Origin of the sequence: Frigidibacter sp. ROC022, assembly GCF_024723735.1 — a bacterium.
Classification (GTDB): Bacteria; Pseudomonadota; Alphaproteobacteria; order Rhodobacterales; family Rhodobacteraceae; genus SLM-1.
In genome coordinates this window covers 1,317,229-1,339,166 of the sequence record NZ_JANQDU010000001.1, presented here as the reverse complement: position 1 = coordinate 1,339,166, position 21,938 = coordinate 1,317,229, and the positions used below count along the sequence as shown (strand labels likewise).

The window sequence follows — 21,938 nt, the reverse complement described above, 5'->3', positions numbered from 1 at the left end:
GACGTCCGGCGCCGAAGCCCGGCGCCGGAGAGCAGCCTAGCCACATCCGGGTTAACGGGGCATGAACGCGGCCGGGGGGACGGACCGGCAAGCGGCGGTCCGGGCGACCCCGCTACCCCTGGCGCCGGCTCAGCCTGAGCCAGATCCCGTCCTTCGCGCGCACCGTCAGATAGGCCACCGGCACCGGTCTTCGGTCGGGAATCGCCGCGACCCGGAACCGGCGCAGGATCTGCGCCAGGATCAACGGGCCTTCGATCATCGCGAAACCGGCGCCGGGGCAGACCCGGGCCCCCTGCGAGAAGGGCATGTAGGCGAGACGCTGACAGTCCTTGCCATTCTCGGTGCCGTAGCGATCCGGATCGAACCCGTCGGGATTGTCCCACAGCCTCTCATGCCGCTGCAGATGCCAGGGGCTGAGCACCAGCTGGGCGCGCTTCGGCAGCTTGCGGTCGCGGAAGCGCTCGGGCTTCGTGGTCTCGCGCACCAGCATCGGCACCGGCGGGTAGAGCCGCAGCGCCTCGCGGAACACGTCGCGGGTGAACTTCAGCTGCGAGATTTCGCCGAACTGCGGCCTGTCCGACAGGGCGGCGGCCTCGGCGGCGGCCCGTTCCTGCGCCTCGGGATGCGCGGCCAGCAGCCAGAGCGCCCAGCCGAGCGCCGAGGCCGAGGTCTCGTGCCCGGCGAGGAAGAAGATCGCCACCTGGTCGACCATCTCGGTGGTGGTGAATATCTGCCCGGACTGCGGATCGGGCGTGGTCATGATCTTGGTGGCGAGGTCGTTCGGGGCCTTGCAGTCCTGGATCGCGTTCATCCGCTCGGCGGTCAGATGGGTGATCAGGCTGCGGATGATCCGGGCGCTGCGCCGGGTCGCGGGCCGGTGCAGGCGCGGCAGCCAGCGCGGCAGCGGCAGGAAGGCCGCCAGGTTGAGGATCGGCTGGCTGCGCTGATAGGCGCGGAATTCGGTGAAGACCTCCGAGGCGACATGATGGGTGATCGGAATCGAGAACAGGGTGCGGAAGATCACATCCGCCGCGACATGGCTCATTTCCTCCTCGATCTCGACCGGCGCCTCGCCGACCATCGTCTCCAGCCGCGCCACCGCCGCCGCCCCGGCCGCCACCATGGCGGGAAAGGTATCGCGCAGCCGGCCCCCCTCGAAGGCCGGGTCGATGATCCGCCGCTGCCGCTGCCAGGCCGCGCCGTTGGTCAGGAAGACCGACTCGCCCAGCAGCGGCCGCAGCCCCTCGGCCACCCGGTTGGACTTCGGGAAATCCATCGGGCGGTGTTTCAGAACCTCATGGACCAGCCCGGGATCGTTGATCAGGAAGCTGCGGAAGAAGGGCGTGCGGAACTCGGCCATCCAGGCGCGGTAGAGCCGGGCCGGCTGGGCCGAGAGGATGTCCTGACGGAACAGCCTGGCATAGCGCCAGAGCGAGACCTTGCCCTGACGCGCGGCGGGCTTCGGCGGCAGGGTCATGCGGCATCCCCGCTCTGCCGGGCCGGGTGGCGGCGGCTGGCCATGTCCCGGGCGGGGAGCCGCGCCGTGTGGCGCGAGGCCGGAACGTCGATGCGGCTGGCCGAGGGCGCCCGGCCGGCAAAACGCGCCGCCAGGGTCTGCGGCCCGGCGGTGACGCGGAAATAGTCATAGTCCTGCGCGGTTCCCGGCAGGTTGTCGAAGGCGCAGAGATACTGGAAATGCAGCCGGAAGAAGCGCCAGCGCAGCGCCTTCCAGCGCTCCGGACTGAGGGTCCGGGAGAAGGCGGCCGAGATCACCAGCGGGCCTTTCTGCCCGGGTGGGGCGACGCCGGTCACCGCCACCGGGTCGCAGAGCGCGAAGGCGCAGCCGTCGCCCGGCGCCGTCACGTCGAGCCAGAACAGCTCGTCCCTGCCGGCCAGATAGTGCAGATCGGCGCGCAGGCGTTTCGCCTCGGGCAGGAAGGAGATCATCGGGATCACCTGGCCCAGCGACAGGAAGCCCAGGGCCGGCCCGTTGGCCGGCACCTTCCCGGCGCGCAGCAGATCGGCCAGGATCGACACCGCCAGATGGGCGCCCGAGGAATGCCCGACCACCAGCACCTCGTCGACATCCGAGGCCAGCGCCGCCGCGATCGCCTTGCCGAAGGCGGCCATCCGGCGTTCCAGTTCGGGCGGGTTGGCGCCCTTCAGCCGGGCCGTATAGGCGTAGTCATGCATCAGGTAATAGGCGAAGAGCTTGCCGTCGCGGGACTTGAACAGGCGCAGCAGCAGCACCATCGCCGCCGCGCCCGCCGCCAGGGCAAGCACGATCGACGGGTAGAACAGCGGCGTGAAGATGCGCCCCGGCCAGATCTGCGCCTCGACCCACCCGACCATCTCACCGACCAGCGAGGCCACCAGCCATAAGGCCAGCAGCGCGACGAACAGCTGCAGGATCAGCATCGCAACCGGATAGAGCGCCGCGATCACCGGCCCCTTGCGCAGCCACATCAGCCGCCGCAGCGTCCCCGAGGCGACATAGGTCCAGGCGGTGCGGACCAGTTGCAGATAGGTGCCCGGAATCGAGGCGTCCATCGACTCGCGCACCAGATCCGACCAGACCAGCACCTCGACATCTGCCGCCACGGTCGCGCCCTCGATCTCGGCATCGACATGCCAGCCATAGCGGCCCTTGCGGCTCTTCGGGGTCAGATGCAGCGCATAGCCCGACAGCTCGGCCTGCGCCGCCCCTTCCGAACGGTAGAGTTCGCGGTAGCGGCGCGGATGAATCGGGTCATAGCCGGGGATGTAGAACACCCGCCGCGACCGGACCTGCTTATGCGCTGCTGCCTCGTTCATTCCGGCCCGACGCTAACCCGAAATTCTGGCAGAGATAAGGGAGCGCCTTGACCGTGACGCGGCAAGACGCGGGCCGTTTCGCCGCGATCGGCAGCAGGTTTCGCCCTGCCGCTTTCCCGACCCGGCTGACCGCCCCACGGGGCCCCGAATGCGCTCTTTGCCTTGGAAATACTCCGGGGGGCGCGGGGGGCTGGCCCCCCGCGGATCGGAGCCGCAGGGCGGCCCGAAGCAGCCAGGCTAGCGCGAGCGGAACAGGGTGCCGAAAATCCCCCGCACGATGCGCCGCCCGGTGGTGCCCTTCAGCTCCTTGATCACCACCTTGGCAACCTCGCCGCCGAAGGTCTCCTCTTCCTTCGCCTTGCGCCTGGACTTCGACGTCCCGCGGCCGCGCGGGGTCGGGTCATAGCGCCTTGCATGGTTGTAGCCGTCATCCTCGCCGGCGCTTTCGGGACCGACCTCCGAGCCCGCCGCGGCTTCCGCCTCGCGCGCGGCCGCCTCGGCCCGGGCCTTCAGCTTTTCATAGGCCGAGTCGCGATCGACCGGCGTGTCGTATTTTCCCGCGACCGGCGAGGCCGCGATCAGCGCCTTGCGGGCCGCCGGGTCGATCGGGCCGAGCTGCGACGAGGGCGGGCGGATCAGGGTCCGCTCGACCACGCCGGGGGCGCCCTTGGCCTCGAGGAACGAGGTCACCGCCTCGCCGGTGCCGACCTCGCGGATCGTCTCGGCGGTGTCGAAGCGCGGATTGGGCCGATAGGTCTGCGCCGCCTGCTGGAGCGCCTTCTGATCGTTCGGGGTGAAGGCCCGCAGCGCATGCTGCACCCGGTTGCCGAGCTGACCCAGGATATCCTCGGGAACATCGGCGGGATTCTGCGAGCAGAAATAGACCCCCACCCCTTTCGAACGGATCAGCCGCGCCACCTGTTCGACCTTGTCGATCAACGCCTTGGGGGCATCGTCGAAGAGCAGATGCGCCTCGTCGAAGAAGAACACCAGCTTCGGCTTGTCGGGATCGCCGACTTCCGGGAGCTGCTCGAACAATTCGCTCAGCAGCCAGAGCAGGAAGGTGGCATAGAGCCGGGGCGATCCCATCAGCTTGTCGGCGGCGAGGATCGATATCCGGCCGCGCCCGTCGGGATCGGTCCGCATCATGTCGGCCAGGTCCAGCGCCGGTTCGCCGAACAGCATCGCGCCGCCCTGGTTCTCCAGCACCAGCAGCGAGCGCTGGATCGCCCCCACCGAGGCGCCCGAGACATTGCCGTAGCGCAGCGACAGGTCCTTGGCGTTCTCGCCGACCCAGACCAGCAGCGCCTGCAGGTCCTTGAGGTCGAGCAGGGGCAGGCCCTGTTCGTCCGAGACCCGGAACGCGATGTTCAACACGCCTTCCTGGGCATCGGAGAGATCCATCAGGCGGCTCAGCAGCAGCGGTCCCATCTCGGCCACCGTGGTCCGGATCGGGTGGCCCTGCTCGCCGTAGAGATCCCAGTAGGTGACCGGGAAGGCCGCGTAGTCATAGCTCTCGAAACCGATCTTCGCGGCGCGGGACTGGAACGCCTCGTGCAGCTTGAAGTCCTCGGACCCGGCGGCGCCGAGCCCGGAGAGATCGCCCTTCACGTCCGAGAGGAACACCGGCACCCCGTTGGCCGAGAAGCTCTCGGCCAGGATCTGCAGGGTGACGGTCTTGCCGGTGCCGGTGGCGCCCGCGATCAAGCCGTGCCGGTTGCCGTATTTCAGCAGCATCTCCTGCGGCGTGCCATAGTCCGGCCCGCCGCCGCCCACAAAGATCGCACCGTCCGTCATCACCTGTCCGCCCTGTTGCCCTGCCTGCGCCGCGGCACGCCCTGCAGCGTCCCGGCCCTGCCCTCTTTTGCCATGCCCGGACCGACACGGCCAGCCCGGCAAGGCGCCGTGGCCCGTGGCCGGGCGGGCTGCGGCCTGCAGGGCCGCACACGCGATCTTAATCTATTGCCGGCATAACCCTCCTGTCCGCGGGCGGCATCGGGTTGCCTGCGGATTGACTTCCTCCCTGTCGAACTGGCCGCGTCCCACCCGGACGCGGCACTTTTTTGCTCTGCGAAGGTATATTTTGCAGCACTATTGCCCGGTTGACGGACTGCAAAGCATGGCATAACAATTTTGTCATGACGAAGTCGGCCAGTCCGACAGGGAGAGATAAAGAAAGGGGCCCTCGTTGGCCCCTTTCGCTTGAACCCCTTGCCTCCGCGCCGTTTCCGCCCTTGCGGCAGAGCCCTGCCGGCCCCGACGGATCCCGGATCGCGGCGCATCGCCGGGCACGGCGGACGGCGGCCCCCGCCCCTGCCCGGCCCGCAAGGCCCCGCCCATGACACAACCGTGCGCCCGTGCCCCGCTGACAATCCCTGCGGAGAGTGCTAAGACCCGGCCCGACACAGGCTTTCACCCGAGGATCCGAATGAACGCAGTCCGTCTCTCACCGCTCGCCGCGCTGGTACTGGCCCTGGGCCTGCCGCTGGCCACCGTCGCCCAGGATGCCCCCGCGACCGACGCGCCGGCCGCCGATGCTCCCGCCGCCGACGCGCCGGTCAGCCCCGCCGACCAGTTCAACCCCGGCGAGGAAGTCGATGCCGAAAACGCCCCGGGGACCGATTACGTCATCGCCACCGAAGGCGACTGGCAGGTTCGCTGCGTCCACACCCAGGACGGGTTCGATCCCTGCCAGCTCTACCAGCTGCTGAAGGACAAGGACGGAAACTCGGTCGCCGAATTCTCGATGGTGGCCCTGCCCGAAGGTTCGGAAGCCGCCGCCGGCGCCACGATCATCACCCCGCTGGAAACCCTTCTGACCGCGCAGCTAACCATGGCGGTCGATGGCGGCAAGGCCAAGCGCTACCCCTTCACCTGGTGCTCGCAGGTCGGCTGCTTCTCGCGGATCGGCTTCACCTCTGCCGAGGTGGCACAGCTGAAGAAGGGCGCCAAGGCCGTGGTGACCATCGTGCCGATGGTGGCGCCGGACCAGAAGGTGCAGCTGACCGTGTCGCTGACCGGCTTCACCGCAGGGTTCGAGAAGATGAAAGCGACCAATGAAGAGACCCAGAAACGGGCCGACGAAGCCAGGAAGGCCGCCGAGGACAACTGAGCCGGTCGCGGATTTCGTGATCCAGACGCCGCCCCCCGGGGCGGCGTCTTGCTGTCCGGCCCCTGCCCGGGCCGGTGACGCGGGCTGCCGGCGGTGGAGCCTCCGGCGGGAGTATTTCGGACCCGAAGATGGGGGCGGCGCAGGCCGGCAGGCTCAGGCGCGTTTCAGGGCCAGCACCGCATTCAGCCCGCCGAAGGCAAAGGCATTCGACAGCACCGCGCCGACCTTTGCCTCGCGCGCGGTATTGGGCACCACGTCCAGTGCGCATTCCGGATCGGGCTCTTCATAGCCGATCGTCGGCGCGATGACGCCCTCGCGCAGCGCCATGATGCAGGCCAGCAATTCGACCGCGCCGGTGCCGCCGATCAGATGGCCGTGCATGGATTTGGTCGAGGAGATCATCAGCCGGTCGGCATGGGCGCCGAAGGCATCCGCGACGGCGGCGCATTCGGTCTTGTCATTGGCGGCAGTGCCGGTGCCATGCGCGTTGATGTAGCCGACGTCGGTCGGGGCCAGCCCGGCATCGCGCATCGCGCCCGAGATCGCCCGTTCGGCGCCCTGCTTGGACGGCATCACGATATCGGCGGCGTCCGAGGTCATCGCGAAACCGACCACCTCGGCCAGGATATCGGCGCCGCGGGCCCGGGCGTGCTCGTAATCCTCGAAGACGAAGACCCCGGCGCCCTCGCCCTGGACCATGCCGTTGCGGTTCAGCGAGAACGGCCGGCAGGCATCGCGCGACATCACCCGCAGCCCCTCCCAGGCCTTGACCCCGCCGAAGCAGAGCATCGATTCCGAGCCGCCGGTCACCATCACCCGGGCGCCGCCGGCGCGGATCATCTGGAAGGCCAGCCCCATGGCATGGTTCGAGCTGGCACAGGCGGTGGCCACGGTGAAGGCCGGGCCCTTCAGGTTCCACTCGATCGAGACATGCGAGGCGGCGGCATTGTTCATCAGCTTCGGGACCACGAAGGGATGGACCCGGTTCTTGCCGTCTTCATAGACCGCCCGGTAATTCTCGTCCCAGGTGTTGACCCCGCCCCCGGCGGTGCCCAGCACCACCCCGGCCTCGGCCGCCAGCTGGCCGCCGAACTCGAGCCCCGACTGGGTGATCGCCTCTTTCGCGGCGAGCAGGGTGAACTGGGTGAAACGGTCATAGAGCGCGATCTGCTGACGGTTGAACTGCGCCTCGGCGTCCCAGTCATGAACCTGGCCGGCGATCCGGATCTGCAGCCGCTCGACATCGCGGATGTCGAGATCCGAAATCCCGCAGCGCCCCTCGCGCATCGCCTCCAGCGTGTCGGGCACATTATGTCCGAGCGCGTTGATCGTGCCCGCGCCGGTGATGACAACGCGCCGCATTCCTAGCGGGCGGCCTTCTGTTCGGCGACCAGGGATTCGACCGCCCGGACGATGGCGCCGACCGAAGAAATGTCGAAATCGCTCGATGTGGGTTCGTTGGCGTTGAAGGGCACCGTGATGTCGAAGGCCTCCTCGATGGCGAAGATCGATTCGACCAGCCCCAGGCTGTCGATACCGAGCGCCTCGAGCGTCTTGTCGTCCGAGACATCGGCAACGTCGATCACGGCCTGCTCGGCAACGATCCGATATACCTCATCCTTGACGCTCATCTCACCGCACCCTTTTTCGGTCGCAGGTATTTAGTCATTCTCGCGCGGCTTGGAAACAGCATTCTGACCATCGCCGGCAGCGGCCCGAAGCCGCTCCATCAGGCGCGGCAAGCGGCGCAGTGCCTTGTAGCTCTCGACATGGGTCTCCATCCTGACCGCCGGATAGCCCTGCACCACCCGGCCGGCCGGCACGTTCGAGAGAAGTTTCGACCCGGCCCCCGCGATCACCCGGTCGCCGACAGTAATATTGTCCACCACACCCGACTGGCCGCCGAGGACGACGAAATCCCCGATCACCGTCGATCCGGCGATTCCGACCTGGCCGCAGAGCAGGCAATGCCGACCGACCACGACATTGTGCGCGACATGGACCATGTTGTCGATCTTGGTGCCGTCACCGATCCGGGTCGGGCGGATCGTGCCGCTGTCGATGGCGCTGAGCGCGCCGAGTTCGACGTCGTCGCCGATCTCGACCCCGCCCAGCGAGGCGATCCGCTGCCACTCCTGACCTTCGATGCCGGCGGTGTCGCCCACCAGCGTCGCGCGGGCGGTCTCGACCGCCGAGACCTCGGCGGTGACAAAGGAGAACCCGTCCGAGCCGACCACCGCATTCGGCTGCGCGATGAAGCCCCCGCCGATCCGCACCCGCGGACCGATCCGGGTGCCGGGATGGATCAGCGCACCGTCACCGATCACCGCCCCGGCCGCGATCGAGACATGGTCGCCGATCCGGCAATCGGCGCCGATCACCGCCCCGGCCCCGATCACGCCGAAGGCGCCGACCGACGTGCCGATCCCCAGCATCGCGCCGTCCTCGACGATCGCCGACGGGTGCACCCCCGGCGCCCATCCCGGGCCCGGGTCGAAAGCGGTGGTGAGGGTGGACATCGCCAGGCGCGGCCGCCCGACCGGCACCGCGGCCAGCAGCCCCAGGGCCTGCCAGTCGGTCCCCTCGGGCACCACCGCGGCACGGGCCTGGCCCCGGGCCAGAGCGGCCAGATAGGTCCTGGACATGGCGAGCGCCAGATCCTCCGGACCGGCCAGCGCCGGTTCCGCCAGGCCACGCATCTGCAACCCGGCATCCCCGAGGGGTTCCACGCCCAGGGCTTCGGCGATCTCGGCAACAGTCAGCAGCATGACACGGGCCTCTCCCGGAAGTAACGGCCGGACACGCTGCCCGGCCCGCCGTTCGGCCCCGTGGATTTAGCTATGAACGCCGTCCAGCACCACCCCGGCATCCTTCAGGGCCGCAAAAACCCGTCCGTCGCGGCCATAGACGTCGCGGCGATAGCCGATCCGCCCCTTGGCGGTGGTGAAGGCGGTCCGGTAGGTGATGTGGACCGGCAGCGCCGGCTCGACCGGGATCGGCGACTCGCGGCGCGAATTCAGATGCTTCTTGAACAGGCCCTTGGGGTCGTCGGTCTGTTTCGACAGCACCGCATAGGCAAAGTCGAACGGGTCCATCAGCCGGATGCAGCCATGCGAGAAGGCCCGCACCTCGCGCTTGAACAGGCTCTTGGCGGGCGTGTCGTGCAGGTAGATGTTCCAGCGGTTCGGGAACAGGAACTTCACCAGCCCCAGGGCATTGCCCGACGAGGGCGGCTGTTTCATGTCGAAGGGGAAGTTGTGCTCGTTGTAGGCCGACCAGTCGACGGCCTCGCGATCGACCAGCCGTCCCCGGCGGTCGGTGATCCGCAGATGCCCCGCGGCATTCGGATTCCGCTTGAGCATCGGCAGGTATTCCTTGACCGAGATCGAGCGCGGCACGTTCCAGGTCGGGTTGGCGACCACGACTTCCATCTGGTCCGAGAACTCCGGCGTCCGGCGGTCGGCGCGGTTGGCGCCGACGACGGCACGGGTCTCGAAGGTGACCTTGTCATGCTCGCGGATCTGCGCCGTGAAATCAGTCAGGTTGACCCAGACATGACGCTCGCCGCGCGGCATGTTCATCCAGCGCTCACGCTCCATCGCGACGAGGATCGAGGCCAGCCGGTCCTCGACCTGCGCATTGATCTCGCGCAGCGTGCTCTCTCCTGCCACGCCATCTGTGGAGATTCCGTGATCGACCTGGAACAGCTGCACCGCCTTCTGCATGTCGGCGTCATAGGTCGCGCTGGCAGTGCGGCGCATGTAGCCCATCGCGATGAGACGGTTCCGGAGGGCGACGACGTTTTCGCCCGACTGGCCGGGCTTCAGCGCACCGCCGCGCACCTTCGGTCCCCAGCCACCGGCGGCCAGCAGACGTTCCAGGCGCAACTTCTCCTTCATCAGCCGGGCATATTCCGGCGCCTGCGGCGCAAGGCGGCGCAGATAGCCGCGCGGGCTGGCCTTGGCAAAGCCGCGCAGCACCTCGGCGCCATCGCGCAGCGGCACGGTCAGCACCAGGCCCGGATCGACCTTGCGCGGCGTCAGAATGCCGGTCTGGATATCGCGCGCATAGCGCAGCAGGACCCGGCTCAATTCCACTTCGATTTCGCCGAGATCGCGCTGCGTCCGCACCGCGGCCATCCGCGCCTCGAGCCCCGGAAGGTCATAGGCCGCGACCGGCAGCCCGTGCGTGGCGGCCTGGTCGAGCGCCTCCAGCAGGGCGGCCCGGCGGGCGGCGTCGGCGGCGCTGTCACTGGTCCAGATGCCGGCGAAATCGTTGTTGCGATAGAACTCCGACAGGGCCTCGTCCTGCGCCGCGCTTTCGGCCACCGCCTGGCGGAACGCCGTCAGAGCCGTCGCACTGGCCGCTCCGGCCCCGCTCAACCACAAGGCGGCCGCAGCACCGCCTCCCGTCAGTAGCGTCCGTCTGCCGCTGTCGACCATCTTCGTCATCCGTAACCCTTTCGCGCCCTTCACGTCGCTGTTACCGCATCTTAGCCCAATAGTTGAGAGCTTGAAGCTTCACAAATGCGCCAACTGGCCCATTTGTCGCCGTCCGGCCACGGCAATCGGCATTCCGCGGCGGACCCGCGCGGCAATGGTGAAGAATCCGGCACGAACACACCCCTGCCGTCCGGCGCACCGGCGAATCGGCCGGTGTTCGCGCCGATCGGTCCCATGCGCCAAAACTTGCCGATCCGGCGCCCGCGCCCGATCTGCGACATCTCTTGCCTTGGTCGGACCAGTATTCTGTGGCATAATCGTCCTGCAGCCTGGGGATGAGGCGGCAGAGGAAAGAACCCGCGACAACAGTGGGACGACAGGTAAGAAGACGGGACGATCAGACAATATGACTCAGCTTGACTCGGCGAAGCTTTCGCGGCGCACCCTTCTTGGCGTCTTTGCCGCAACCGCTACGGTTGCAGCCCCCACCTTCTCGAAAGCCGCCGGGTTTCTGCGGGGCGCGGGCGACATCCGCCGGATCAGCATGTATTCGGGCCGCACCGGCGAGAAGATCGACACGATCTATTGGGTCGAGGGCGAATACATCAAGGACGCGCTGAAGGAGATCACCTATTTCATGCGCGACTGGCGCACCGACCAGTTGATGGGCATCGACGCCCGCACCATCGACATCACCGCCGCCGCGCATCGGCTGATGGATGTCTCGGAACCCTACATGCTGCTGTCCGGCTACCGGTCGCCCAAGACCAATGCCATGCTGCGGGCCCGTTCGTCGGGCGTCGCGAAGAACTCGCTGCACATGAAGGGTCAGGCCAACGACCTGCGGCTGAAGTCGCGTTCGGTCAACCAGATCTACGCCGCTGCCTGCGCATGTTCGGCCGGCGGGGTCGGCAAGTATTCGCGTTCGAACTTCGTCCACATGGATTGCGGCCCGGTCCGCACCTGGGGCAGCTGAGGCTGCGTCCGGGCAGGCAAGAGCTTCGATCGGGAAACCCGTAGGGTGCGTGCTTGCACGCACCTTTTTTTGTTCACTCGTCCCGTTTCCGCAGCAACTGCCGCAGCATCCCGTGCAGGGTCTGCACATCCGGGCGGGTCAAGGGCATCCGGCTCCACATGTTGCGCAGGCTCAGCTTCATCGAGGCCGCCTTTTCGGGCGGAAAGAAGAAGCCGGCCGCGTCGAGCCGCTCTTCATAGTGGTCGCCCAGCTTCTCGACCTCGACATGGCTGGCCCATTCGGCCCCGGCCATGGCCACCGTCTCGGCCGGCATCTCGCTGCCCTGCCGGGCGAACTCATAGGCCATCAGCAGAACGCATTGGCCGAGGTTGAGCGAGAAGAACTCGGCATTCACCGGCACCGTGACGATGGCATTGGCCTGGGCCACGTCATCTTTTTCCAGCCCGGTCCGTTCCGGCCCGAACAGCACCGCGACCCGCTGACCCTCCGCCCTCAGGGCGCGGGCCCTGGCCATTGCGTGTTCCGGAGTCATCACCGGCTTGGTCAACCCGCGATTGCGCGCGGTGGTGGCAAAGACATGGCTGCAATCGGCCACCGCCTCGGCCGTCGAGGCGAACACCCCGGCATGATCCAGCAACCGCCCCGCCCCCGAGGCCAGCGCGACCGCACGCGGGTTGGGCCAGCCGTCGCGCGGGGCGACCAGCCGCATCCGGTCGAGCCCGAAGTTCCACATCGCCCGGGCCGCCGCGCCGATGTTCTCGCCCATCTGCGGGCGGACCAGGACGAAGACCGGCTCTGCAACCGCAGGTTCATTGCTTTGCTTTTTATTCATATTTTGCATGTTACGAAGAGGTTCCAGAAAGGGGCGATCGGGCTTCGGCCCGGCGTCAGTGCTTATACGCTCGAAAGACAACCGGACTGAATGCCTACCAGAGATCAACTTCTCGCACTACTGCGGTCGGATCTCGCCGCACTGGATGGCCTGAGCGAAGGACAGATGTTCGGGGGGCTGGCATTCCTGCTGAACGGCCATCTTGTCTGTGCGCTGCGCCGGAACGACGGGATGTTCAGGGTCGGAAAGCCGAACGAACCCGCGGCGCTGCAGATCGAAGGGGCATCGCCGATGACCATGTCCGGACGCCGGATGGAGGGGATCGTCGAGGCCAGCGGGAGCGTCCTGGCAGACGACCGGCGGCGTCGGCAGCTGATGGAGATCGCATTGGGATATGTCCGGACGCTCGCGCCCAAGTAGCACCGCGAAGTCCCCGTCAGGCATGGCCGCGACAAGGGCATTGCAGAGATAGCCAAAGCCAGAATTTGCCGCTAGGAACGGCCGGCGGGCGGTAACGGACAAGCGCCGGCAACCGCCCGCCGGACCCGCCGGGGATCCGACGCCCCGGGATCATCCCGCCTGCCCGAAGGACTTGCCATGGACACAGATCAGCAGCGCCCGCAACTCTACCTGATCACCCCGCCGGTCTTCGATCCCGGCAGCTTCCCCGACCAGCTGGCCGCGGTGCTGGACGCGCAGCCGGTGGCCTGCCTGCGCCTGGCGCTGGCGACCCGGGACGAGGACGAGCTGTCGCGCGCCGCCGATGCGCTGCGCGAGGTCGCCCATGCCCGCGACGTGGCGCTGGTGATCGAGCGGCATGTCCTGCTGGCGGCACGGCTGGGGCTCGACGGCGTGCATCTGACCGAGGCCGGGCGCGGCTATCGCGCCGCCCGTGCGGAACTGGGCGATGACGCGATCGTCGGCGCCTTCTGTGCCGCCTCGCGCCACGACGGGCTGACGGTGGCCGAAGCCGGAGCCGACTACGTCTCCTTCGGGCCGGTCTCGGGCGCATTGGGCGATGGCACCACAGCACCGCTGGAGCTGTTCCAGTGGTGGTCCGAGATGATCGAGATACCGGTCGTGGCCGAAGGCGGCTTGACCCCGGAACTGCTCCCGGCGCTGGCGGAGGCCTGCGATTTCCTCGGCTTCGGTGACGAGATCTGGTCCGAGGACGACCCTGCGGCGGCCCTCAACCGGCTGGTCGCGCTCTACTAGCTGCTGCGTCCCTCGGCCAGCCACTGACCCTCGCGGGTCTGGCGTTCCAGGTGCAGGGCCAGCGCCTTGCGGTCCGGGAACCCGCCCGCATCGACCGGGGGATGATAGCGCAGCGTGACGCCGCCCTGCCGCGGTGCTGCCAGAACCGTCAGCATGTGGCTGCCGAAGTCCATGTCCCCCCACCAGCCATAGAAGCGCGGATCGGCCCCCCCGGGCGCCGTCCAGACCACCGAGACAGCCTGCACCTCCAACCTCGCCTGCCCCGCCAGCGGAGCAAACAGCGTGGTCTTGAAGGGCAGCACCCGGAACCCGTCGGTCGAGGTGCCTTCGGGGAACATCAGCACCGGCTGGCCAGCCGCGATCCGCTCGCGCAATGCGGCCTGCTGCTGCGGCGCCTCGCGCCGGTCGCGGCGCACGAAGAGCGTGCCGGTGGCCCGCGCCAGCCAGCCGATCCCGGCCCAGCCCCGGACCTCGGACTTGGCGACGAAGACAACTCTCTGGGTCGCGTTCAGGGCGAAGATATCCAGCCATGACACATGGTTGGCGACGACGACGCGGGCCTCGGCCGCGGGCCGGCCCTGAACGGTACGGCGCAACCCGATCAGGCGCAGCACGATACGGCAGACGGTCTGGGTGATATGGGGTGTCCAGGGACGGCGCGGCGCATGCAACGGGGCCTCGACAAGCCGCAGCGCCAGCAGGCAGGCCAGCCCGACCAGCAGAACCAGCAGGATCGCCAGCCCCCGAACCACGATCCGCAGCCAGCCTGCCAGTCCATAGGCGCGCGGTTCGGGCGGCGGGGTTTCGGAATACCAGGTCGCCAAGGCGGGCCGCTAGATGTTGTGCAGGCCGCGCGAATAGCGCGTGCGCTGCCGTTCGGTCATCCGCGCGGTATCCAGCACCAGGCAGACGTCGATCGTGTTGAAGGCATGGTCGACAAAGGCGCCGTCCCCGACATGACCGCCCAGTCGCAGATAGGCCTTGATCAGCGCCGGCACCGCCAGCATGGCCCGGGTCCGGTTGATCTTCTCCGGCGGCCAGAGGTCCATCGACTGATAGACCAGCGATCTGGGCCGGATCTCCTCGGGCGCCAGATGCGCCTGGCGCAGCTGGGCCAGCGGTTCGGCCATCGCCGCGACGTCGGTGCCGTGGAAACTGGCCACCCCGAACAGGATCTCGATGCCGCGCTGCTGCACCACATCGGCCAGCGCCATCCACAGATGCATCATCCCGGCGCCGCCGCGATAGCGCTTGTCGAGGCACGAGCGGCCCAGTTCCAGCAAGCGTCGACCCGAGCGCTTCAGCGGCGTCAGGTCGTATTCGCCTTCCGAATAGAAATGCCCGACCCGCGCCGCGCCCGGCCCGTCCAGCAGACGGTAGACCCCGACCACCTGATCGCCGTCGCGGGCCCGGTCGAACAGCAGCAGATGCTCGCAATAGGGATCGAAGGCGTCGGTCTCGAGCCCCCGCGCATGGTCCACCCCCGGACCGCCGCCGCCCAGTTCGGCCACGAAAACCCGGTACCGCAAGCGCTGCGCGGCGGCGATGTCGGAGGCATCGCGCGCCAGTCTTGTTTCGAAACGGGCGGCAGGGATGTCCATCAGGCCTCGGGTGTCGCGGTTAACGCGGATTTAAGGGGATCGGGCGAATGATGCAATCCGGGCGCTCGATTGCCCGGGGTTTGACACAAGCGGGGGTTGAATGAGATGCCTTTGGCCAAGCCAGCACGGGAATCAGGGCATGAAGACCAAGGCCAGCGCGACTCTTCGGGAATCGATCACGACCTTTCCGGCCTCCTCGAACGTCACGGTGATGCGGTTGCCAATGACCGACTGGATCTGGCCCAGCCCCCAATCGGGGCGCTCGGGATGGCGGACGAGCATTCCGGGCTGGAACAAGGCGCTCACGCGGAGGACCTGCCCGGAGGCGTCGGCATGAATAGAACCGTCATCCTGACCTCGCTGCTCGGTTCGCGTATCTGCCATGACCTTATCAGCCCTTTGGGGGCGATCGGCAACGGGGTCGAGCTTCTGTCGATGTCGGGCGTGGTCGCCGGGCCCGAGATATCGCTCATTGCCGAGAGCGTCACCAATGCCAATGCAAGGATAAGGTTCTACCGGATCGCCTTCGGCGCCGCCGCCTGGGGCCAGAGCCTCGCCCGGCCCGAGATCATCGACATTCTCGGCGCCCTGGCCAAGGACGGACGTCAGACCATCCTCTGGCAGGTCGAAGGCACGGTCGAGCGCCCCCTGGTCAAGCTGGCCTTTCTCTGCCTGCAATGCCTGGAAAGCGCCCTGCCCTGGGGCGGGCGGATCACCGTTTCGGAGCGCGACGGCGCCTGGCTGCTGAGCGCCGACTCGACGAAGTTCCGCGATCTCGACGGCCTGTGGTCGGTCTTCGACGACCCGCATCGGATTCACGACCTGGCCCCCGCCGACCTGCATTTTGCCCTGGCCCCGATCTGGGCCGGCGATATCGGGCTGCAACTGAAGCGCAGCGAAAGCAAGGCGGGACTGTCGCTGGCCTTCTCTCCGGCCTGAGCCTCGCAGGGCCGCTGTGCCCCGGCCCGACTTGCGGCGGGGCCCGGCATTGGCCATGAAGGGGCATGAGCCCCGTTCCAACCTCAGCCGCCGCCGCAGAGCCGCTTGCCGACGCGCCGGCACCGGACGTGCTCTGCATCGGTTCGGTGCTCTGGGACGTGATCGGCCGGTCGCCCTCGCATCTCAAGCTGGGATCGGATGTGCCGGGGCGGATTGCCCGGGTGCCGGGCGGGGTGGCGATGAACATCGCCATGACCCTGCGCCGCTTCGGCCTGCGCCCCGCCCTGCTGTCCTCGCTGGGCCGCGATGCCGAGGGCAACGAACTGGAGGCCGAGGCGGCAAGGCTCGGGCTCGACACCCGATATCTCTACCGGTCCGACGACCTGCCGACCGATGTCTACATGGCGATCGAGGGCGGCAACGGGCTGGTCGCGGCGATTGCCGACGCGCATTCGCTGGAGGCGGCGGGGCCGAAGATCCTCGCGCCGCTGCATGACGGGCGGCTGGGTGATGCCGCCGCGCCCTACCCCGGCACCATCGCGCTGGACGGCAATCTGACCGCCTCGCTGCTGGCCGACATCGCCGCCGACCCGGCCTTTGCCTGTGCCGATCTCCGCATCGCGCCCGCCTCGCCCGGCAAGGCCGAGCGCCTGCTGCCGCTGCTTCAACACCCGAAGGCGGTTCTCTATGTCAATCTGCACGAAGCCGGGTTGCTGGCCCATCGCAGCTTCGACAACGCGCCCGAGGCCGCCGCCGGCCTTGTGGCGCAGGGCGCCCGGAGGGTGCTGGTCACCGATGGTGCCCGCACCGCCGCCGAGGCCGAACCCGGAGCCCTGCGCCAGGCCGAACCGCCGCCGGTACTGGTGACAAGGATCACCGGCGCCGGCGACACTTTCATGGCGGCGCATCTCTTCGCCGAACGCAGGGGCGAAACCCGCGAGGCGGCGCTGCAGGCCGCGCTGGCCGCCGCCGCGGCCTTCGTATCCGGCGGACAACCTTCATGAGGCCGAAATGACTGCACCCGTCACCCTGTCCCCCGAGGTCGCCGAGGCACGCTCCCGGAACCGCCCGTTGGTGGCGCTCGAGTCGACGATCATCACCCACGGCATGCCCTGGCCGCGAAACCTGGAAACCGCGAAGGCGGTCGAGGACGAGGTTCGCGGCGCCGGAGCGGTCCCGGCCACGATCGCGGTGCTGGAGGGACGCCTGCATGTCGGGCTGACCGGGGCGCAGCTCGAATCGCTGGCACAGGCCAGGGAGGTCGCCAAGCTGTCGCGCGCCGACCTCGCGGTGGCCATGGCCCGGGGCCAGACCGGCGCAACCACGGTTGCCGCGACGATGATCGCCGCACATCAGGCCGGGATCGCGGTCTTTGCCACCGGCGGAATCGGCGGCGTGCACCGTGGCGCCGAGCTGAGCTTCGACATCTCCGCCGATCTGCAGGAACTGGCCCAGACCCCGGTGACAGTGGTCTGCGCCGGGGCGAAGGCGATTCTCGACCTGCCGAAGACACTGGAAGTGCTCGAGACCCTGGGCGTGCCGGTCATCGCGGTCGGGCAGGATGAACTGCCCGCCTTCTGGTCGCGCGACTCGGGCCTGCAGGCGCCGCTGCGAATCGATGATCCGGCCGGGATCGCCGCCGCTGCCCGGCAGCGCGCCGCCCTGGGGCTTCCCGGCGGCCAGCTTGTCGCCAACCCGATCCCGCCCGAGTCGGAAATTCCGCAAAATGTGATCGGCCCCTGGATCGAGGCCGCCCTGGCCGAGGCCGAAAGCCGGGGAATCGGCCAGAAGGCGGTGACGCCCTTCTTGCTGCAAAGGATATTCGAACTGAGCGACGGGGCCTCGCTCGAAGCCAATATCGCTCTGGTCCTGAACAATGCCCGGCTCGCGGCGCGGATTGCGGCGGCCTAAAGCGCAAGGGGCCATTGTGCAGCCGCAGCACTCGCCATAGATTACCCCCTGGCGCCGAATTGCGCCTGACAGCCGGGTCCTTGATGTCGCAACCACCGATCCATCAGCCGTCCCCCCGCCGCCGCTCGTTCCTGGGCGGGTTGAGGGCCAACTTCCTGACCGGACTTGTGGTGATCGCCCCGATCGGGCTGACCATCTGGCTGATCTGGAAGGTTGTCGGCTGGATCGACGGCTGGGTGCTGCCCTTCGTGCCGATGCGGTTCCAGCCCGACGTGCTGATTCGCGACTATTTCCCCTCGTTCCCGCTGAACTTCCGCGGCTTCGGGGTCATCATCTTCCTGGTCTTCACCGTGCTGGTCGGCTGGATGGCCAAGGGGCTGATCGGTCGGTCATTCCTGCACTGGGGCGAACGGCTGGTCGACCGGATGCCGGTGGTGCGGTCGATCTACAACGGTCTCAAACAGATCACCGAGACCGTCTTCGCCCAGTCAGAGAGTTCGTTCGAGAAGGCCTGCCTGATCGAATATCCGCGCAAGGGCATCTGGGCGATCTGTTTCATCTCGACCGAAGCCAAGGGAGAATTGGTGGAGAAGACACCCGGAGACGGCAAGCTGCTGTCGGTCTTCCTGCCGACCACACCGAACCCGACTTCGGGATTCTTGCTCTATGTCCCTGAAAAGGATGTACAATATCTGGACATGAGCGTCGAGGATGCGGCCAAGCTGATCATCTCGGCGGGTCTCGTCTACCCCAGCGGCAAGACGAACGGCCGGAACGGGTCCGGTTCCTCGGCAACGCCATAGTGTCATCTATGCCACATCACGGAAATCGCTTCGCGAGTCTAGGGCGGTTCTCGCAGACTGGCGCTAAATATGCTGTGTCACAGAACCTTATGGGGACAACCATGAAAAAGATCCTTGCCACTACCCTCGCCCTCTCCATCGCTGCTCCGGCCGTTGCCGGCGGTATCGCCCCGGTCATCGTTGAGCCGCAAGTCATCGTCGAAGATGCCTCGTCCTCGTCGGCCGCTGGCGTCATCGTTCCGCTGATGCTGCTGCTGCTCGTCGCCGCTGCGGTGTCTTCGTCGGACTAAGCCGGACGTCGGGCCCAACCGGCCCGAAACAGGCAAACGGACTCGGGACCCTTTCGGGTCCCGTTTTCGTTTCCGGGTCTCAGATGTAATCTAGAGCGCCGTCCAGCCGCCATCGACGCTGATCGTGGTGCCGGTGATCTGATCGGCTGCCTCCGAGCAGAGGAACACCGCAGTGCCGCCGATCTGCTCGACCGTGGCGAACTGGCGCGAGGGCTGGCGTTGCAGCATGACCTCGCGCACCACCGTATCCCGATCCATGTCATGCGCCGCCATTTGGCCTGGGATCTGCGCCTCGACCAGCGGCGTCAGCACATAGCCCGGACAGATCGCGTTACAGGTGATCGGCTCTTCCGCGGTTTCCAGCGCCGTGGTCTTGGACAGGCCGACCACCCCGTGCTTGGCGGCGATATAGGCCGACTTGAACGGGCTCGCCGTCAGCCCGTGCGCCGAGGCGATATTGACGATCCGGCCCCAACCCGCGGCCCGCATCAGCGGCAGCGCGGCGGCGGTGGTGTGGAAGGACGAGGACAGGTTGATGGCGATGATCGCATCCCATTTCTCGGTCGGGAAACTGTCGATCGGCGCCACATGCTGGATGCCGGCATTGTTCACCAGGATGTCGCAGGCGCCGGCCTTCTCGATCAGGGAACGGCAATCGGAGCCCTTCGACATGTCGGCGGCAATGTAGCGCGCCGAGACGCCATGCCGGGCGGCCAAATCGGCGGCCAGCGCGTGGTCCTCGTCCCGGTCGGTGAAGGAGTTCAACACCACGTCCGCCCCGGCACCCGCCAGGGCCTCGGCCACGCCCAGGCCGATGCCCGAGTTCGATCCGGTGATGACGGCGGTTTTTCCCTGAAGACTCATGCGATGCTCCTGCTGTCTGTCCGCACAGGGTAGCCGCAGCGCAGCATGGCCGAAAGCCCCGCCCCCCGCGACCAGGTGAAGCGTCTCAAAAAAAAACGCCCGCACAAGGCGGGCGTTAAGTCATTGAGGCAGGTTTCATACAGGCAAGAAACCTATCGAGCAGTGCCTTAGTTATACCTCCCCGAACCGGAGAGTCAAAGTGTAAAAGTTTGAAAAGGCTGGCATCCGGGTTTACGCTCCCCTCAACACCGACAGGCGATACGGGGATTGTTGCCAAAATGATGCCAGATTTTTTCCGTAGCATGGGATTGGCCGCCGCCCTGATGGCCGACCTTGGATTGGGCACGGGTGCCGTAGCGAAACCCATGCATGGCATAGCTATGTATGGAGAGCCGGCCCTGCCACCGGATTTTGTGTCTCTTCCCTATGTCAACCCGGACGCCCCCAAGGGTGGCAAGATCATCTTCGGGGAACCGGGCAGTTTCGACAGTCTCAATCCGCACATCCTGAAAGGCTCGGCCCCCTACGGCGTCGGGGTCTATGTCTTCGAAAGCCTGATGGGCCGGAACTGGGACGAACCCTTCACCCTCTACGGCCTGCTGGCCGAATCGGTCGAGGTGGGGCCGAATCGGGAATGGGTCGAATTCACCCTGCGGCCCGAGGCGAAATTCTCGGACGGCAACCCGGTGACCATCGAAGATGTGAAGTGGAGTTACGAGACCCTCGGCACCATCGGCCATCCCCGCTATCAGGGCAGCTGGGCCAAGGTCGCCAAGACCGAGATCACAGGCCCCCGTTCGATCCGCTTCACCTTCAATGTCGAGGATAACGAGCTGCCGCTGATCATGGGGCTGCGGCCGATCCTGGAAAAGGCCCAGTGGGAAGGCAAGGACTTCACCGAATCGGGTTTCGGCACGGTGCCGATCGGCTCGGGCCCCTATGTGATCGGCGACTATGAGCCCGGGCGCTACATCCGGCTGATGAAGAACCCCGACTGGTGGGGCAAGGATCTGCCGTTCAACCGCGGCCTGTATAACCTGGACGAGATCCGCTACGACTATTTCGGCGACGGCGACGTGGTGTTCGAGGCATTCAAGGCCGGCGAAATCACCTCGTTCCGCGAAGGCAATGCCGCGAAATGGGACAGCCAGTACGACTTTCCGCGCGTCACCTCGGGCGAGGTGGTGAAATCGCTGATCCCGCACAAGCGACCGTCGGGAATCAGGGGCTATGTGATGAACACCCGCAATCCGATCTTCAAGGACTGGCGGGTGCGGCAGGCGATGATACTGGCGTTCAACTACGAGTTCATCTCGGACACGCTGAATGCCTCGGGCGACCCGCGTATCCAGAGCTATTTCTCCAATTCGGTGCTGGGCATGGACCATGGCCCGGCGACCGGAAAGGTGCTGGAATTGCTGCAACCCTTCGCCGACCAGCTGCCGCCCGGCACGATCGAGGGCTATTCCCTGCCCAAGGGTGACGGGACCGCTCGCAACCGGGGCAATATCGCCAAGGCCATGGACCTGATGGAGCAGGCCGGCTGGACGGTGCAGGACGGGGTGATGAAGAACGCCGCCGGAGAGCCCTTCACCTTTGAAATCCTGCTGTCCTCGGGCGCCACCGAGACCCAGAAGACCATGGACATCTATGTCGAGGCGCTGAAGCGGATGGGGATCACCCCCACCGTCACCACGGTCGATTCGGCGCAATACAAGGAGCGCACCAACAACTACGACTTCGACATGGCCTATTACGTGCGCGGCCTGTCGCTGAGCCCCGGCAACGAGCAGATGCTCTACTGGGGCTCGGAAGGCGTGACGGAACCGGGAACGCGGAACTGGATGGGGATGAACTCTCCGGCCGCCGAAGCGATGATCCAGGCGATGCTCTCGGCCAAGACCCGCGAGGAATCGCTGGCCGCCGCCCATGCCTTGGACCGGGTGCTGACGGCGGGACGCTATGTGATCCCGATCTGGTTCACCACCACCAGCCGGATCGCGCATGACCGGCATCTGCACTATCCCACCGACTATATCGCCGCCTATGGCGACTGGATCGGCTTCCAGCCCGATGTCTGGTGGTGGGAGGATTAGGGGCGTCGATGGTGCGTGCGAGCACGCACCCTACGGTGTGGTT

22 protein-coding genes are annotated in these 21,938 nt (G+C 67.1%); 10 read left to right on the top strand and 12 right to left on the bottom strand.

Translation table 11 applies throughout. The features are described from left to right. Positions 1 to 112: 112 nt before the first annotated feature. From NUW50_RS06485 to NUW50_RS06475, 3 genes are all read right to left on the bottom strand, one after another. Positions 113 to 1,477: a cytochrome P450 gene (locus NUW50_RS06485; RefSeq protein ID WP_258288248.1), complete on the bottom strand. Its 1,365-nt coding sequence runs from the start codon at positions 1,475 to 1,477 to the stop codon at positions 113 to 115. After that, positions 1,474 to 2,814, bottom strand: a complete 1,341-nt coding sequence (locus NUW50_RS06480; RefSeq protein ID WP_258288247.1) for a hypothetical protein — start codon at positions 2,812 to 2,814, stop codon at positions 1,474 to 1,476. Before NUW50_RS06480 ends, NUW50_RS06485 begins: the two co-directional genes overlap by 4 nt. A gap of 237 nt (positions 2,815 to 3,051) precedes the next feature. Beyond that, a complete protein-coding gene (locus tag NUW50_RS06475) occupies positions 3,052 to 4,611 on the bottom strand; it encodes a DUF853 domain-containing protein (protein ID WP_258288246.1) in 1,560 nt (519 codons plus the stop codon). Between the two features lie 631 nt (positions 4,612 to 5,242). Between NUW50_RS06475 and NUW50_RS06470 the strand changes: the two genes are divergently transcribed. Next, the gene (locus tag NUW50_RS06470) at positions 5,243 to 5,926 is read left to right on the top strand and encodes an invasion associated locus B family protein (RefSeq protein ID WP_258288245.1); all 684 of its coding nucleotides are present in this window, start codon (positions 5,243 to 5,245) and stop codon (positions 5,924 to 5,926) included. A gap of 153 nt (positions 5,927 to 6,079) precedes the next feature. Here the strand turns inward: NUW50_RS06470 and NUW50_RS06465 are convergent, their stop codons facing one another. The 4 genes from NUW50_RS06465 to NUW50_RS06450 all read right to left on the bottom strand — a co-directional run bounded on the left by NUW50_RS06465 (position 6,080) and on the right by NUW50_RS06450 (position 10,377). Next, positions 6,080 to 7,288, bottom strand: coding sequence for a beta-ketoacyl-[acyl-carrier-protein] synthase family protein (locus NUW50_RS06465; RefSeq protein ID WP_258288244.1), 1,209 nt, complete (start codon positions 7,286 to 7,288; stop codon positions 6,080 to 6,082). 2 nt (positions 7,289 to 7,290) lie between these two features. After that, on the bottom strand, positions 7,291 to 7,557 hold the full coding sequence (locus NUW50_RS06460) for an acyl carrier protein (RefSeq protein WP_258288243.1): 267 nt from the start codon (positions 7,555 to 7,557) through the stop codon (positions 7,291 to 7,293). Positions 7,558 to 7,587: 30 nt separating this feature from the next. Continuing rightward, positions 7,588 to 8,694 carry a UDP-3-O-(3-hydroxymyristoyl)glucosamine N-acyltransferase gene (locus NUW50_RS06455; RefSeq protein WP_258288242.1) on the bottom strand — a complete coding sequence of 369 codons (1,107 nt, stop codon included), beginning with the start codon at positions 8,692 to 8,694 and terminating at the stop codon, positions 7,588 to 7,590. A 66-nt stretch (positions 8,695 to 8,760) separates the two neighbouring features. Further along, positions 8,761 to 10,377, bottom strand: coding sequence for a L,D-transpeptidase family protein (locus tag NUW50_RS06450; protein WP_258288241.1), 1,617 nt, complete (start codon positions 10,375 to 10,377; stop codon positions 8,761 to 8,763). A gap of 397 nt (positions 10,378 to 10,774) precedes the next feature. On the opposite strand from NUW50_RS06450, the gene NUW50_RS06445 reads away from it, so the two are divergent. Further along, positions 10,775 to 11,344 (top strand): YcbK family protein, encoded by a 570-nt coding sequence (locus NUW50_RS06445; RefSeq protein ID WP_258288240.1) that lies wholly within the window; start codon positions 10,775 to 10,777, stop codon positions 11,342 to 11,344. Between the two features lie 73 nt (positions 11,345 to 11,417). Here the strand turns inward: NUW50_RS06445 and NUW50_RS06440 are convergent, their stop codons facing one another. Continuing rightward, positions 11,418 to 12,176, bottom strand: coding sequence for an RNA methyltransferase (locus tag NUW50_RS06440; RefSeq protein WP_258288239.1), 759 nt, complete (start codon positions 12,174 to 12,176; stop codon positions 11,418 to 11,420). Between the two features lie 90 nt (positions 12,177 to 12,266). On the opposite strand from NUW50_RS06440, the gene NUW50_RS06435 reads away from it, so the two are divergent. After that, complete coding sequence (locus tag NUW50_RS06435; RefSeq protein WP_258288238.1) at positions 12,267 to 12,596, top strand: TfoX/Sxy family protein; 330 nt, start codon at positions 12,267 to 12,269, stop codon at positions 12,594 to 12,596. 177 nt (positions 12,597 to 12,773) lie between these two features. After that, the gene (locus tag NUW50_RS06430; RefSeq protein WP_258288237.1) at positions 12,774 to 13,391 is read left to right on the top strand and encodes a thiamine phosphate synthase; all 618 of its coding nucleotides are present in this window, start codon (positions 12,774 to 12,776) and stop codon (positions 13,389 to 13,391) included. Here NUW50_RS06430 and NUW50_RS06425 read toward each other — a convergent pair. The 3 genes from NUW50_RS06425 to NUW50_RS06415 form a co-directional block, all read right to left on the bottom strand. Beyond that, entirely contained in the window at positions 13,388 to 14,215 is an 828-nt protein-coding gene (locus NUW50_RS06425) for a lysophospholipid acyltransferase family protein (protein ID WP_258288236.1), read from the bottom strand. The genes NUW50_RS06430 and NUW50_RS06425 overlap by 4 nt on opposite strands. 9 nt (positions 14,216 to 14,224) lie before the next feature. Continuing rightward, positions 14,225 to 14,992, bottom strand: a complete 768-nt coding sequence (locus NUW50_RS06420) for a GNAT family N-acetyltransferase (RefSeq protein WP_258288235.1) — start codon at positions 14,990 to 14,992, stop codon at positions 14,225 to 14,227. Between the two features lie 132 nt (positions 14,993 to 15,124). Next, on the bottom strand, positions 15,125 to 15,274 hold the full coding sequence (locus NUW50_RS06415; protein WP_275982000.1) for a DUF3553 domain-containing protein: 150 nt from the start codon (positions 15,272 to 15,274) through the stop codon (positions 15,125 to 15,127). A 51-nt stretch (positions 15,275 to 15,325) separates the two neighbouring features. On the opposite strand from NUW50_RS06415, the gene NUW50_RS06410 reads away from it, so the two are divergent. The 5 genes from NUW50_RS06410 (at position 15,326) to NUW50_RS06390 (ending at position 18,935) form a co-directional block, all read left to right on the top strand. Then, on the top strand, positions 15,326 to 15,931 hold the full coding sequence (locus tag NUW50_RS06410) for a histidine phosphotransferase family protein (protein ID WP_258288233.1): 606 nt from the start codon (positions 15,326 to 15,328) through the stop codon (positions 15,929 to 15,931). A gap of 65 nt (positions 15,932 to 15,996) precedes the next feature. After that, a complete protein-coding gene (locus NUW50_RS06405) occupies positions 15,997 to 16,935 on the top strand; it encodes a PfkB family carbohydrate kinase (RefSeq protein WP_258288232.1) in 939 nt (312 codons plus the stop codon). Between the two features lie 7 nt (positions 16,936 to 16,942). Further along, the gene (locus NUW50_RS06400) at positions 16,943 to 17,842 is read left to right on the top strand and encodes a pseudouridine-5'-phosphate glycosidase (protein WP_258288231.1); all 900 of its coding nucleotides are present in this window, start codon (positions 16,943 to 16,945) and stop codon (positions 17,840 to 17,842) included. A gap of 83 nt (positions 17,843 to 17,925) precedes the next feature. Continuing rightward, complete coding sequence (locus NUW50_RS06395) at positions 17,926 to 18,645, top strand: DUF502 domain-containing protein (protein ID WP_258288230.1); 720 nt, start codon at positions 17,926 to 17,928, stop codon at positions 18,643 to 18,645. Between the two features lie 101 nt (positions 18,646 to 18,746). Continuing rightward, entirely contained in the window at positions 18,747 to 18,935 is a 189-nt protein-coding gene (locus NUW50_RS06390; protein ID WP_258288229.1) for a hypothetical protein, read from the top strand. A gap of 90 nt (positions 18,936 to 19,025) precedes the next feature. Here the strand turns inward: NUW50_RS06390 and NUW50_RS06385 are convergent, their stop codons facing one another. Further along, entirely contained in the window at positions 19,026 to 19,799 is a 774-nt protein-coding gene (locus tag NUW50_RS06385; protein WP_258288228.1) for a 3-hydroxybutyrate dehydrogenase, read from the bottom strand. A 278-nt stretch (positions 19,800 to 20,077) separates the two neighbouring features. Here NUW50_RS06385 and NUW50_RS06380 point away from each other — a divergent pair, with 278 nt between their 5' ends. Further along, on the top strand, positions 20,078 to 21,895 hold the full coding sequence (locus NUW50_RS06380; protein WP_258288227.1) for an extracellular solute-binding protein: 1,818 nt from the start codon (positions 20,078 to 20,080) through the stop codon (positions 21,893 to 21,895). Positions 21,896 to 21,938 lie beyond the last annotated feature (43 nt).

Excerpts from the sequence above, each read along its gene's own strand:
- NUW50_RS06455 (WP_258288242.1), bottom strand. The coding sequence starts at position 8,694 with ATGCTGCTGACTGTTGCCGAGATCGCCGAAGCCCTGGGCGTGGAACCC.
- NUW50_RS06415 (WP_275982000.1), bottom strand. The coding sequence starts at position 15,274 with ATGCTCGTCCGCCATCCCGAGCGCCCCGATTGGGGGCTGGGCCAGATC.
- NUW50_RS06385 (WP_258288228.1), bottom strand. The coding sequence starts at position 19,799 with ATGAGTCTTCAGGGAAAAACCGCCGTCATCACCGGATCGAACTCGGGC.
- NUW50_RS06410 (WP_258288233.1), top strand. The coding sequence starts at position 15,326 with ATGAATAGAACCGTCATCCTGACCTCGCTGCTCGGTTCGCGTATCTGC.
- NUW50_RS06485 (WP_258288248.1), bottom strand. The coding sequence starts at position 1,477 with ATGACCCTGCCGCCGAAGCCCGCCGCGCGTCAGGGCAAGGTCTCGCTC.
- NUW50_RS06445 (WP_258288240.1), top strand. The coding sequence starts at position 10,775 with ATGACTCAGCTTGACTCGGCGAAGCTTTCGCGGCGCACCCTTCTTGGC.
- NUW50_RS06465 (WP_258288244.1), bottom strand. The coding sequence starts at position 7,288 with ATGCGGCGCGTTGTCATCACCGGCGCGGGCACGATCAACGCGCTCGGA.
- NUW50_RS06440 (WP_258288239.1), bottom strand. The coding sequence starts at position 12,176 with ATGAATAAAAAGCAAAGCAATGAACCTGCGGTTGCAGAGCCGGTCTTC.
- NUW50_RS06400 (WP_258288231.1), top strand. The coding sequence starts at position 16,943 with ATGACTGCACCCGTCACCCTGTCCCCCGAGGTCGCCGAGGCACGCTCC.
- NUW50_RS06475 (WP_258288246.1), bottom strand. The coding sequence starts at position 4,611 with ATGACGGACGGTGCGATCTTTGTGGGCGGCGGCGGGCCGGACTATGGC.
- NUW50_RS06380 (WP_258288227.1), top strand. The coding sequence starts at position 20,078 with ATGATGCCAGATTTTTTCCGTAGCATGGGATTGGCCGCCGCCCTGATG.
- NUW50_RS06420 (WP_258288235.1), bottom strand. The coding sequence starts at position 14,992 with ATGGACATCCCTGCCGCCCGTTTCGAAACAAGACTGGCGCGCGATGCC.
- NUW50_RS06470 (WP_258288245.1), top strand. The coding sequence starts at position 5,243 with ATGAACGCAGTCCGTCTCTCACCGCTCGCCGCGCTGGTACTGGCCCTG.
- NUW50_RS06405 (WP_258288232.1), top strand. The coding sequence starts at position 15,997 with ATGAGCCCCGTTCCAACCTCAGCCGCCGCCGCAGAGCCGCTTGCCGAC.
- NUW50_RS06450 (WP_258288241.1), bottom strand. The coding sequence starts at position 10,377 with ATGACGAAGATGGTCGACAGCGGCAGACGGACGCTACTGACGGGAGGC.
- NUW50_RS06460 (WP_258288243.1), bottom strand. The coding sequence starts at position 7,557 with ATGAGCGTCAAGGATGAGGTATATCGGATCGTTGCCGAGCAGGCCGTG.
- NUW50_RS06390 (WP_258288229.1), top strand. The coding sequence starts at position 18,747 with ATGAAAAAGATCCTTGCCACTACCCTCGCCCTCTCCATCGCTGCTCCG.
- NUW50_RS06395 (WP_258288230.1), top strand. The coding sequence starts at position 17,926 with ATGTCGCAACCACCGATCCATCAGCCGTCCCCCCGCCGCCGCTCGTTC.
- NUW50_RS06435 (WP_258288238.1), top strand. The coding sequence starts at position 12,267 with ATGCCTACCAGAGATCAACTTCTCGCACTACTGCGGTCGGATCTCGCC.
- NUW50_RS06430 (WP_258288237.1), top strand. The coding sequence starts at position 12,774 with ATGGACACAGATCAGCAGCGCCCGCAACTCTACCTGATCACCCCGCCG.
- NUW50_RS06480 (WP_258288247.1), bottom strand. The coding sequence starts at position 2,814 with ATGAACGAGGCAGCAGCGCATAAGCAGGTCCGGTCGCGGCGGGTGTTC.